This is a genomic window from Luteipulveratus mongoliensis, assembly GCF_001190945.1.
Taxonomy (GTDB): Bacteria; Actinomycetota; Actinomycetes; order Actinomycetales; family Dermatophilaceae; genus Luteipulveratus; species Luteipulveratus mongoliensis.
The window spans coordinates 5,358,004-5,369,801 of record NZ_CP011112.1 but is presented as its reverse complement, the minus strand read 5'-3'; the positions used below and the strand labels follow the sequence as shown (position 1 = coordinate 5,369,801).

The 11,798-nt window shown below is 68.7% G+C and carries 11 protein-coding genes; 7 read left to right on the top strand and 4 right to left on the bottom strand.

The features are described 5' to 3' along the window. Positions 1–16: 16 nt before the first annotated feature. From VV02_RS26760 to VV02_RS26610, 3 genes are all read right to left on the bottom strand, one after another. Complete coding sequence (locus VV02_RS26760) at positions 17–472, bottom strand: SRPBCC family protein (protein ID WP_052596278.1); 456 nt, start codon at positions 470–472, stop codon at positions 17–19. Continuing rightward, positions 469–1,383 (bottom strand): diacylglycerol/lipid kinase family protein, encoded by a 915-nt coding sequence (locus tag VV02_RS25540; protein WP_052596276.1) that lies wholly within the window; start codon positions 1,381–1,383, stop codon positions 469–471. Before VV02_RS25540 ends, VV02_RS26760 begins: the two co-directional genes overlap by 4 nt. A 79-nt stretch (positions 1,384–1,462) precedes the next feature. Further along, on the bottom strand, positions 1,463–1,618 hold the full coding sequence (locus VV02_RS26610) for a hypothetical protein (RefSeq protein WP_157063567.1): 156 nt from the start codon (positions 1,616–1,618) through the stop codon (positions 1,463–1,465). Positions 1,619–1,707: 89 nt separating this feature from the next. Here VV02_RS26610 and serS point away from each other — a divergent pair, with 89 nt between their 5' ends. Further along, positions 1,708–3,012 (top strand): serine--tRNA ligase, encoded by a 1,305-nt coding sequence (serS, locus tag VV02_RS25535; protein ID WP_052596274.1) that lies wholly within the window; start codon positions 1,708–1,710, stop codon positions 3,010–3,012. A 123-nt stretch (positions 3,013–3,135) separates the two neighbouring features. Here serS and VV02_RS25530 read toward each other — a convergent pair whose 3' ends face one another. Further along, positions 3,136–3,621, bottom strand: coding sequence for an SAM-dependent methyltransferase (locus tag VV02_RS25530; protein ID WP_052596272.1), 486 nt, complete (start codon positions 3,619–3,621; stop codon positions 3,136–3,138). A 241-nt stretch (positions 3,622–3,862) separates the two neighbouring features. Here VV02_RS25530 and VV02_RS25525 point away from each other — a divergent pair, with 241 nt between their 5' ends. From VV02_RS25525 to VV02_RS26860, 6 genes are all read left to right on the top strand, one after another. Beyond that, positions 3,863–6,304, top strand: a complete 2,442-nt coding sequence (locus tag VV02_RS25525) for a tetratricopeptide repeat protein (protein WP_169787756.1) — start codon at positions 3,863–3,865, stop codon at positions 6,302–6,304. A 132-nt stretch (positions 6,305–6,436) separates the two neighbouring features. Then, positions 6,437–7,735 (top strand): sensor histidine kinase, encoded by a 1,299-nt coding sequence (locus VV02_RS25520; RefSeq protein WP_083450429.1) that lies wholly within the window; start codon positions 6,437–6,439, stop codon positions 7,733–7,735. Beyond that, on the top strand, positions 7,732–8,421 hold the full coding sequence (locus tag VV02_RS25515; RefSeq protein WP_052596269.1) for a response regulator: 690 nt from the start codon (positions 7,732–7,734) through the stop codon (positions 8,419–8,421). The genes VV02_RS25520 and VV02_RS25515 overlap by 4 nt, the downstream gene beginning before the upstream one ends. A gap of 90 nt (positions 8,422–8,511) precedes the next feature. Continuing rightward, positions 8,512–9,390, top strand: coding sequence for an ABC transporter ATP-binding protein (locus tag VV02_RS25510; protein WP_052596268.1), 879 nt, complete (start codon positions 8,512–8,514; stop codon positions 9,388–9,390). A gap of 58 nt (positions 9,391–9,448) precedes the next feature. Further along, positions 9,449–10,678 carry an ABC transporter permease gene (locus VV02_RS25505; RefSeq protein WP_052596266.1) on the top strand — a complete coding sequence of 410 codons (1,230 nt, stop codon included), beginning with the start codon at positions 9,449–9,451 and terminating at the stop codon, positions 10,676–10,678. 92 nt (positions 10,679–10,770) lie between these two features. After that, positions 10,771–11,688: a hypothetical protein gene (locus VV02_RS26860; protein ID WP_052596264.1), complete on the top strand. Its 918-nt coding sequence runs from the start codon at positions 10,771–10,773 to the stop codon at positions 11,686–11,688. The last annotated feature ends 110 nt before the right edge of the window (positions 11,689–11,798 follow it).

Genomic DNA, 11,798 nt, shown 5'->3' with positions numbered 1-11,798 from the left:
TGGAGCCCACGGACCGTCAAGTCGTACCCGAGGACGAGGCGTACGACTGGAGGCCGCGCATCCCCGCGCGCATCATCGCTGCGTGGTTGACCAGGAGGACGGGCCGCAGCGCCTGGGCTGCTCGGCCCAGGCGGCGCTTGGTGACGGCGCACTCCTGCGTGTAGTCGAGGTGCGTGCCGCGACCCTCGCGACGAACCACGAACTGCGACCAGCCGGTCAGGTCTCCGGTCAGCCCTGCCCGCAGCACGCCGCCGTCGGGGTCGACCACCTGACGCGTCACGACCACGCGCAGGGTCACCGGCAGCAGACTGCGGATGACGACGAGACCGGACTCGTCGTCGTACGGCTGGATGTGGCGGATCTGCGGCCACCACCGGTCCCAGTGCTCGGGTTCGCGCAGGGCGTCGAAGACCCGGTCGGGCGCGGCGTCGAGGTGGCTGACCGAGGCGAACTGGAAGGTCGCGTCGGTCACGGCACGCGGATGATCAACGATCCCTGGTCGATGCCGACGGTCATGGCGAGGGTCTCGCCGAGCAGGTCGCCGTCCATCTCGACGGGGCGCGGCGCCTCGGACTGGACCCGGAACGAGCTGCCCGAGAAGTGCTGCACCTGCTGGGTGGGCTCTTCCTTGCCCATCAGGACATGGCCGACCAGGCGGGTCCACTCGGTCAGGCGGCCGGCCGACATGATGACGCCGTCCAGCAGACCGTCGTCGATGCGGGCCTGCGGCATGAGGCGAATCCCGCCGGTCACCTGTCCGCAGTTGCCGATCAGCACAGTGGTGGTCGGCCGGACGCCCTGCGACTTCCCGTCGACGAACACCTCGGCCGGCACCGGGGCGGCACGCAGATGCTTGAGCCCGGAGGCGACGTAGGCCATCCAGCCGATCCGCGCCTTCAGGGTCTCCGGCGTGCCACCAAGCATGTCGGCGTCCAAACCCATACCCGCCATCACCAGGAAGCAGTGGTCCTCGATCGCGGCGCCCGTGCCGTCACGGTCGAGCTGGACCCTGCCGACGTCGATCTTGAGATCCTGGCCGCTGAGCGCGACGCGCAGCCCGTCGGTGTAGCGGCGGAAAGGCAGACCGAGGTTGCGGGCCAGCAGGTTGCCGGTGCCGGCGGCGAGCAGACCCATGGGTACGCCGGAGCCGCGCAGGGCCGTGGCGACGCACCTGACCGTGCCGTCACCGCCGAGAGGACAGACCAGGTCGACACCCGCGTCGAGCGCGGCTTGTGCCTGACTGGTGCCGGGCTCCTCGATGGTGGTCTCGAACCACAGGGGCTCGGCCCAGCCGTAGCCGTGAAAGACCGCGGACAGCTCACGGCGCAGCCGCGTGAGGTCCTTGGACTTGGAGGGGTTGACGATGACCGCACCGCGCTTCACCTGGCCACCTCGTCTTCGTCGCTGCAGTCCACCGGAACTCGGGTCAACCTACCCGAGCGCGGGGCCGACGTTCACAGGGTCAGGAGAGGTGCGGCTCGGATGACTTCTCGTCCAGCGTCTGCGGGGCGGACTTGGCGCCCTTGCCGACGAGCAGGGACGACAAGAAGCCCGGCACCGCGAGAATCACGATGGCGAACCCGAGGCAGACGAAGAGCTCACAGATCAGGTCGATCACGGCAGCAGCCTATCCATGCACCACCGGCCCGGGAAGCCGGGTGCAAATGCAGTACGCCTGTCGCCCCCGTCGTCGTTACCCTTGCGCTCGTGATTGACATCAAGCTGCTGCGAGATAACCCCGACCTGGTACGCGCCAGCCAGCGCTCCCGCGGGGCGGACGAGGGGCTCGTCGACACGATCCTCGCGGCGGACGAGAAGCGCCGCTCCGGACTGCAGGAGTTCGAGGCGCTGCGCAGCCAGCAGAAGGCCGTGAGCAAGAACGTCGGTGCTGCCATGGGCGCGCTCAACGCGGCCAAGAAGAAGGGCGAACCGACCGAGGAGCTGGAGCGCGCGGCAGACCAGGCCCGCAACGACGCCACCGACCTGAGCGCCAGGGTCAAGGAGCTGGAGACCGCGGCGGCCGAGTCGGGTCGGGAGTTCGACAAGCAGCTCAAGGCGCTGGACAACCTCGTGCTCGACGGTGTCCCGCCGGGTGGCGAGGACGACTTCGTCGAGCTCGAAAAGGTCGGCACCCCAAGGGAGTTCGACTTCGAGCCGCTGGACCATCTGGCTCTCGGTGAGCGCCTGGGAGCCATCGACATGGAGCGCGGCGCCAAGGTCGGCGGTGCCCGGTTCTACTTCCTCACCGGTGTGGGCGCCCGGCTCGAGCTCGCCATGCTCAACCTGGCCGTCGCGCAGGCCGTCGAGTACGGCTTCACCCCGGTGATCACGCCGACGCTCGTCCGTCCGGAGATCATGGACGGCACCGGCTACCTCGACGAGCACGAGGACGTCTACCACCTCCCCGCAGACGACCTCTACCTCACCGGTACGTCGGAGGTCGCCCTGGCGGGCTACCACAAGGACGAGATCATCGACCTCTCCGACGGGCCTCAGCGCCTCGCCGGCTGGTCGACCTGCTACCGCCGCGAGGCCGGGTCGCACGGCAAGGACACCCGCGGCATCATCCGCGTCCACCAGTTCCAGAAGGTGGAGATGTTCGTCTACTGCAAGCCCGAGGACGCGGAGGCGGAGCACCAGCGACTGCTCAACTGGGAGCGGGAGATGCTCGACAAGCTGGAGCTGTCGTACCGCATCATCGACACCGCGGCCGGCGACCTGGGCGGCTCGGCGGCGCGCAAGTTCGACTGTGAGGCGTGGGTTCCGACGCAAGGGCGCTACCGCGAGCTGTCGTCGACGTCGAACTGCACGACCTACCAGGCGCGGCGGCTCAACATCCGCTACCGCAACGACGAGGGCAAGACCGACATGGTTGCCACCCTCAACGGCACGTTGGCCACAACTCGCTGGCTCGTCGCGATCCTGGAGACGCACCAGCAGGCGGATGGCTCCGTGGTGGTCCCCAAGGCGCTGCAGCCGTTCCTCGGCCTCGACGTCCTCAAGCCCCTCTGACCTCTCGCTGGTCGAGTAGGCGAGGCGCTAGCCGAGCCGTATCGAGACCCCGTGACCGCGCGCACCTTGGTCTCGATACGCCTCCGCTGGCGCTCCGGCTACTCGACCAGCGGTGACTGAGGGTCAGGCGAAGTAGTCGGTCATGAGCTCGCTCGACCAGGACGGCTGGTCTCGCTCACCGCGCGGCTCGAACTCCTGCAGGTGCGGCTTCAGGTCCAGCACCGGCGTGCCTTCCATCGCGTCGAGCCCTTCGACGGTGACGGTGAGGCCGTCGACGTCGAGCACCCGGCAGGTCGTCACGCCGAGCCGGTTCGGGCGACGCTTGGCGCGCTGGGCAAAGATGCCGACCAGCGGCCAGTCTTCCCGTCCGCGCGGTCGACGAGCGCCGACCTCCTCGGTGCCCGGATCCACCAGATGGAACTGGAACACCACGAGCACGTGCGAGAACGAGTCCAGCGAGGCGAGCGCATCTGCGGTGAAGCGTTCGGGGTCCAGCTCGATGTGCGACACGTGGTCGCCCCAGAAGTCGTCCTCGCCGGTAGTCCGGCCGCCGTGGACCACGCCGACGGGCGTGACCTCGATCGGGGAGTTCCACGTCTTGTCGCTCATGATCGTCTCCTCGGTGAAAGGGCCAGGGCCCCCGCCCTGACTCATGGCGACATTAGCCAGTGCGCGACGAGGCCCGTACGCCGGAGCCCGACTTCCGGCGTACCCCACCGTCGGGTCTTGCGGTGCCAACCTCGCTATCTCCGGACCATGTTGCCCATGAGCGAGGGCGCGGTGCGAAATAGTGCTGGCCATGGGGGACACGTTCTTCAGGCGAAGCCTGCGTGTGAGGTGGCGGTGGTGGTTGCTGCTGATCGCCGGCGCGCTGGCCGTGGCAGGTGTTATCTCGCAGCGGTGGGCGGGACCGGCATGGTCGGCCTCGGCGCTGGCTCTGCTGGTGGCCGTCATGGCCCCGGTGCTGGACTTCGCGAAGGAGCATCTCAACGATCGTGAGGAGTCTCGACGGACTGTCGAGGCGGCGACGGAGCAGATGGGTGTCGTCGGCGAGATCCCCTCGTCGGACCCACGCTGGCGGGTTCATCGCGCGATGGTCGAGATCGAGTATCAGCACCGAGGCGAGGTGCAGGACCATCTCGCTCGTCTGCTTCTAGCGGGCACGCCCACGTTGTTGATCGGCGGCTCAATGGCAGGGAAATCTCGGCTCGGAGTCGAGGTCGCGCGCCAGGTTGCTGGGCGCCGGCGGTTGGTTGTGCCGCAGCCGCCGGACGGTCTGGCCAAGTTGATGGGCCAGGGAGTGCCGAGCGGGGTACTTGTTTGGCTCGACGACCTGGAGCGGTACCTGACTGCGGGGACGTTCGAGCCGAAGTGGGTCGACCAGATGCGGGCGGCCGGGACGGCGGTTCTAGCGACGATCCGTTCGCAGGAACGGGAGGCGTTGTACCCGGCTGGGAACAGCCGAAACCCGGCGGCTGACGTCGTCGGACGGTTCGAGGCGGTTCGCCTGACGGACAGCCCTCGAGAGCGGGAGCAGATCGCGGCTCGAATGCCCCAACCAGATCTGGCGGCGGGCGTGTCCCGATACGGCTTGGGCGCCTTCATCGGTGGGGGTTATCTCGCTCGGGAGAGGTACTTGGACGGTCTGGACACCCACCGGCTGGGGACGGCCATGGTGCGGCTGGCGATGGATTGGCGTCGTACGGGTCTGGACGACATCCCGGGCGATCAGATCGAGCGACTCGTGACCAGGTACGTCGATGATCAGTGGCGGTCGGACCCGGGAGAGACCGAAAGCGAAGCTCTTAGCTGGGCGACCGATCGAGTGCACGGAGTGGTGCAACTCCTGGAGCGGGCGACGGACGATACGTACCGTGTCGCCGACTACCTGCTCGACAACGTTGACTCCGACGTAGCGGACATACCGGAAGAGGTGTGGGACCACGCGGTGCAGGCGGCTGCCACTCCACTGCAGATGGTCGCTGTGGCGCTCCGTGCAGAGGAGGCGCATCGTCCGTCCGCCGCGCGGACCGCCTTTCAGCGGGCGATCGCCTCGGGTCATGAGGTGGCGGGTGTGGCGTGGGCGCGCCTGGGAGTGCTTGAAGTTGAGGCGGGGGATGTCGCGGCGGCGCGGGCGGCCTACGAGGCGGCGATCGCCTCGGGCAACGAGATGGCGATGGGACTGGCGTGGTCATCTTTGGGTGACCTTGAGGTTGAAGCGGGGGATGTGGCAGCGGCGCGGGCGGCCTACGGAGCGGCCATCACCACGGGCAACGGGGCGGCGGTGGGCCTAGCGGCGCACAGGCTGGGCGTGCTTGAGGTTGAGGCGGGGGATGTCGTGGCGGCGCGGGCGGCGTACGAGGCGGCGATCGCCTCGGGCAATGAGGCGGCGGTGGGCCTAGGTGGTTACAGCCTGGGCGTGCTTGAGGTTGAGGCGGGGGATGTCGCGGCGGCACGAGCGGCCTACCAGGCGGCGATCGCCTCGGGCCACCAGGAAATGACTGGGTGGGCCGGAAGTCGCCTGGGCGTGCTTGAGGCTGAGGAGGGGGAGGTGGCGGCGGCGCGGGCGGCGTACAGGGCGGCGATCGCCTCGGGCAACGAGAAGGTGGTCGGACTGGCGTGGGCTTCTTTGGGCGACCTTGAGACTGAAGCGGGGGAGGTGGCGGCGGCGCGGGCAGCGTACGAGGCGGCGATCGCCTCGGGCCACGAGGGTGCGGTGGGCCTGGCGGGGTACCGGCTAGGTGACCTTGAGGTTGAGGAGGGGGAGGTGGCGGCGGCGCGGGCGGCCTACCAGGGGGCGATCGTCTCGGGCGACGAGGCGGCGGTAGGTCTGGCGGGGCACAGTTTGGGCAACCTTGAGTCGGAAGCGGGGAATGTGGCGGCGGCGCGGGCGGCCTACCAGGCGGCGGTTGCTGGCGGAAACCAGGCAACGGTCGGTCCGGCCGGCTACAGCCTGGGCGGGCTGGAGGCGAAGGCGGGGAATGTGGCGGCGGCGCAGGCGGCCTACCAGGCAGCGATTGCCTCGGGTCACGAGACGATGGCGGGATGGAGCCGGTTTGGCCTGGGTGCTCTTGCGATGAAGGCGGGGGACCTGGAGACAGCGCGAGCCACGTTCCGGATGGTGATCGCCTCCGGCCACGAGGATGTCGTGGGATGGACCTGGCTTGTGCTGGGTGCCCTTGAGCTCGAGGCGGGGGACGTGGCAGCGTCACGTCAGGCGTTCCAGCGGGCGACCGAGAACGGCGGCCCTGTGGCTGATCAAGCACAGCGGGAGCTCGACGGTCTTAGTTGAGTGTCCCCGAGCCTCTGCGGATCGCCGAGTCGCGATCAGGCAAGGCTGTACGCCGGAGCCCGACTTCCGGCGTACAGCACCTCCGTCGCGTGGCGGAGGCCCCCGCGACGGCACCGATCTACCCTGGTCGACGTGCGACAACGGTGGGTGCGCTTCTTCGCGCTGGGTGACACGTGGCGTCGCCCCCTGCCCGAGAGCTGGCTGAGGCAGGACGTGCTGGCCGCGCTCGCGTTCCTGGCGCTCGCGGTCATCGGGCTCGAGACCGCGCGCAGCATGGCGCTGCTCGAGACCACTAAGGCGCCGGTCTGGGGGCAGTACCTCGCGCTCGCGTCGACCGCGCTCGTCATCATCTGGCGCCGCCGGTTCCCGCTCACCGCCGTCGTCCTCGCGGCGGCTGCGATGTTTGCGACCGGTGTCACGATGCCGATGGTCATGTCGCTGTTCATCCCTCAGGTGCTCTACCTGCTCGGCTTCTACTCCGCGATGGCCTGGGGCGCACCTCGCACCCGAGCGCTCGAGGTGACGGGCGCCATGGTGGTGTTCATGTTCGGCTGGATCACCTGGCAGTTCATCTGGGGCGACTCGCTCAAGCTGGTCCCGCCCCACCCCGTAGGGCTGATGAGTCCGGAGCTGGCGACCATCATCTACTCGGTGATGCTCAACATCGTCTTCTTCGGAGGCGCCGTTGTCACCGGCCAGACGGCCTGGCGGGACGCCCGACAGCAGGCCGAGGTGGAGCGCCAGGCCGAGACGATCGAGGGCCAGTCGCAGGACCTGCGGCAGCAGGCGGTCCTGGACGAGCGGCTGCGGATCGCTCGTGAGCTGCACGACGTCGTGGCGCATCACGTCGCGGTGATGGGAGTCCAGGCGGGCGCCGCCCGCAAGACGTTGGACCGTAAGCCCGAAGCGACCGCCGGGATGCTGCTCCAGATCGAGAGCTCCGCACGAGAAGCCGTGAGCGAGATGCGGTCACTGCTCGGCACGCTGCGTCGCGAGGACGAGACCGGCCGTACGCCGGAGCCCACCTCCGCGGACATCGCACCACTCATCGACGAGGTCCGCGCAGGCGGACTGGCGGTCACCTACGACGTGGTCGAGGACCGTCCGGGGCTCCTGGATGAGATGCCGCCGGGTGTCGGCCTCTCGCTCTATCGGGCCGTGCAGGAGGCGCTGTCCAATGTGCGGCGCCACTCGACTGCCGACTCGGCCAGCGTGGTGCTGCGCGGCCTCCAGCACGACAGCGGCTGCTACGCCGAGGTCGAGGTCCTGGACGACGGCCGCCCGCGTCAGGGCACGACCGGTTCTGGGCTCGGTCTCGTCGGCATGCGCGAGCGGGTCAGCGCACACAACGGAGTCGGTGAGATCGGACCACGCGCCAACGGCGGCTACCGCGTCCGGATCCGCCTGCCACTGGGAGCCACGAAGTCATGAGTCACGTTGCGGCAGAAGGACTTTCGCGTCTAAAGGTGCTGATTGTCGATGACCAGCGGCTCGTCCGCAGCGGGTTCGCCATGATGCTGGGCGTCGAGGAAGACATCGAGGTCGTCGGTGAGGCGGCGGACGGGCAGGAGGCCGTCCGGCTGGCCAGATCGACCCGACCCGACGTGATCCTCATGGACGTCCAGATGCCCGTCATGGATGGCATCGCCGCGACCGCCCAGATCGTCGAGGAGGACCTCGGCAAGGTGATCATGCTGACGACGTTCGACCGTGACGACTACCTGTTCGACGGCCTGCGCGCGGGAGCGAGCGGCTACCTGCTCAAGAACACCGACCCCGACGACCTGGCAGATGCGATCCGCGCGGTGGGTCACGGCCACGCGCTGCTCGCGCCGGAAGTGACTCGACGAGTGATTTCGCAGATGAGCGGTGGAGCCACGAGTCACCCTGCTACTCAAGAGGACTCGCGGCTCGAGCGACTCACCGCGCGTGAGCGCGAGGTGCTGCTCCTGATTGGTCGCGGGCTGTCCAACGCGGAGATCGCCGGCGAGCTTTACCTCGGCGAAGCCACGGTGAAGTCGCACGTCTCGGCCTGCCTGTCCAAGCTGCACCTCCGTGACCGGGTGCAGGCCGTCGTGCTCGCCTATGAGACCGGGCTCATCCTCCCGGGGGAGTGACCGCCGAGGCACAGTCCGCCGCGTGACGGATCCGGTCGGCGTACGACGCATCTAGCGTGAGCGGCAAGCCCTCACGGAAGGTGCACTCACGTGCTCGAGATCGACCAGCTCACCAGGCGATTCGGCGACAACGTCGCCGTCGACGCCATCTCGTTCGAGGTGCCCGACGGGCAGCTGACGGGGTTCGTCGGCGGCAACGGTGCCGGCAAGACCACCACGATGCGGATGATCATGGGCGTCCTCGCCGCGCACGGAGGTGAGGTCCGCTGGCGCGGCCATCAGGTGAGCGCCACGGACCGCCGAGGATTCGGCTACATGCCTGAGGAACGCGGTCTCTACCCGAAGCAGCCGGTCCTCGACCAGCTCGTCTATCTCGCACGCCTGCAAGGGCGTTCGGCCGCTCAGGCTCGTTCGGCGGCAACGGGACTGCTCGAACGTTTCGACCTCGGCTCCCGTGTCGGCGACAAGCTCGAGTCGCTGTCGCTCGGCAACCAGCAACGCGTGCAGATCGCGGCGGCGGTCATCGGTGAGCCCGACGTCCTGATCCTGGACGAACCGTTCTCCGGGCTCGATCCGGCAGCGGTCGACTCGATGGTGGACATGCTGCGCGAGCACACCCTTCGCGGTGTGCCGGTGCTCTTCTCCTCGCATCAGCTCGATCTCGTCGAGCGGCTGTCCGACAGCCTGGTGATCCTGAGCCGCGGCAAGGTCGTCGCGCGGGGCACGGCTGCCGAGCTGAGGACAGGCGGCAGCGTCCGCCACCGCCTCGTGCTGTCGTACGACGCCGGCTGGGTCAGGGGGCTCGCCGGCGTCACCGTGGTCGACGTCGACGGACCGAGCGCGCTGCTCGAGCTCGGGCCGGTCACGACCGACCAGGTGCTCGCAGAGGCTCTACGCCGCGGCAGCGTCCGGGAGCTCGCCGAAGTCACGCCGTCCATCGCCGACGTCTACCGGAAGGTGACGGCATGAACACCCCACGAAGTTTCTCCCCCGCTTCGCTCCTCCGAATACTTCGCGGGGACCCCGCATGAGCACCACCCAGCAGGACTCGACCGCGACGACCGCCGCCACGACCTCCACCCGCGGACCGGTCACCGGCGCCTGGCGCATCGTCGCCAGCCGCGAGATCGCGGTAAAGCTGCGCGACCGCAACTTCCTCATCTCTACCGGTGTGACGCTCTTCGCGATCATCGCCTCGATGCTGGTGAGCGGGTGGCTCGGCAGCCGCGGCTCGACGGTCGACATCGCGATCGCGGGGCAGGGTTCGACCCAGGTGCTCCAGGGCGCACAGCGTGCCGCTGACGCCCAGGACAGCGACGTCACGCTCAAGCCCCACGTGGTCGCCGACCAGCAGGCGGTCGAGCAGCAGGTCCGTGACGGCAAGGCCGATGTCGGCCTGGTGCCCACCTCCGGGGGCTGGCGACTCGTCGGTGACACCGACAAGGACACGGACGTGGCGGCGTACGTCCAGACCTCGGCCGCCCAGATTGCGGTGCAGCGCAACGCTGCCGCGGCCGGCACAACGGTCGAAGAGCTCCAGCGGGGCAGCAGCGTGACCTACGACCTGCTGCAACCGAATGCCACCGACGAGGCCACCGCCAAGGTCTCCGGATTCGTGTTCGCGTTCTTGTTCTACCTGTCCTCGATCCTGTTCGGGATGGCGATCGCGCAGAGCGTGGTCGAGGAGAAGCAGAACCGCATCGTTGAGATCCTTGCGAGCGCAATTCCGTTGCGGCAGCTGCTGGTCGGCAAGGTCGTCGGCAGCACCACGCTCGCCTTCTCCCAGCTGGCTTTGTTCGTCGGTGCGGGGCTCGCCGGAATGTCGGCGATGGGACGAGGTGACGACATCGCTGCGGTCGCAGGGGCGGCCGGCTGGTTCGTGGTGTTCTTCGTCGTCGGATTCCTTGCGCTGGCAGCGCTTTGGGCCGTCGCGGGGTCCCTCGCGACTCGCAGCGAGGACCTCCAGTCGACGTCGACGCCGCTGTCGATGCTGCTGATGATCGTGCTGTTCGCGGGGATCTTCGCCAGTGGCACCGCGCAGGTGATCGCGTCGTACGTCCCGATCGTGTCGATCGTCGCGATGCCGGGGCGGGTCGTGGCCGGGACAGCCAGCTGGTGGGAGCCGTTGGTCTCGCTCGCGCTGATGGCCGCGGTCGCGTACGGCGTGGTCGTGATCGCCGAGCGGATCTACCGTCGCTCCTTGATGCAGACCCAGAAGCGGCTCACCATGCGGCAGGCGCTGCACGTCGAGGACTGACAGCCCTGTCATTCCCTGGGGCTTTCCTGTTCTCGTGCCCTCATGACGTGTACGTTGCCGCGGGGAGATATCACACCATCGCGGAGGGAATCATGAGCAGCACGCCGGGCGGTCAGCCGCCTTACGGCCAGGGGCAGCCGGGTCACGGCCAGCCGGGCCACGGCGGCCAGCAGCCGGGCCAGGGTCAGCCGTCCTACGGTCAGCAGCCGGGCCAGGGTCAGCCGTCGTACGGACAGCCTTCATACGGACAGCAGCCAGGTCAGGGTCAGCCGTCCTACGGTCAGCAGCCGGGCCAGGGTCAGCCGTCCTACGGTCAACAGCCAGGTCAGGGTCAGCCGTCCTATGGACAGCAGCCGGGCCAGGGTCAGCCGCCCTACGGGCAGCAGCCGGGCTACGGCCAGGGCCAGCAGCCGGCGTACGGCCAGCAGCCTGGTTACGGTCAGCCGCAGGGCTACGGAGCACACGGCTCCGCACCGGTCGCCCAGGCGGCCAACAGCATTGGCAAGATCCTCGGTTGGGTCCTGCTGGCGGTCGCCGTGCTGGCGATCATCGGCTCGATCGGCAAGTGGGGCGTGGTCTCGGTGAGCGGTGAGGGCCAGTCGGTCGACATCTCGGTCACCGGTATCGGCAAGGTCAGCGCGCACAGCGACAACCCGCTGATCCAGGCCAACATCGACAAGCAGGGCACCGACCAGATCGCCGGCGACGACGACACCAAGGACGGCTGGGTCACGCTCATCGTCGCCCTGATCGTCGGCGTCTTCGGCGCACTGCTGGCGCTCGGCAAGATCAAGCTGCCGGCCTCGATCGTCGGGATCCTCGGCGGTCTGATCGTCACCGGTATCGGGATATACGACTACTTCGACCTGCAGAGCAACGGCGACGACATCAAGTCGCAGGCACAGGGCAGCACGGTCGAGGTGTCGGCCGGCTGGGGTCTGTGGCTGGTGATCGTGGCCGGACTGGCGATGATCGCCATCTCCGCAGTCACCCTCGCCAAGCGCGACTGAGCACGTCCGTTCGTCCGAAGGCCCACCGGTCCGCCGGTGGGCCTTCGTGCTGCCCAGCGCGGCGGCCTGCGTACGCCCGCTTCGTCGTGCGCGCGTACGCCGCCGGCCCG

Excerpts from the sequence above, each read along its gene's own strand:
- VV02_RS25530 (WP_052596272.1), bottom strand. The coding sequence starts at position 3,621 with ATGAGCGACAAGACGTGGAACTCCCCGATCGAGGTCACGCCCGTCGGC.
- VV02_RS25515 (WP_052596269.1), top strand. The coding sequence starts at position 7,732 with ATGAGTCACGTTGCGGCAGAAGGACTTTCGCGTCTAAAGGTGCTGATT.
- VV02_RS25505 (WP_052596266.1), top strand. The coding sequence starts at position 9,449 with ATGAGCACCACCCAGCAGGACTCGACCGCGACGACCGCCGCCACGACC.
- VV02_RS26860 (WP_052596264.1), top strand. The coding sequence starts at position 10,771 with ATGAGCAGCACGCCGGGCGGTCAGCCGCCTTACGGCCAGGGGCAGCCG.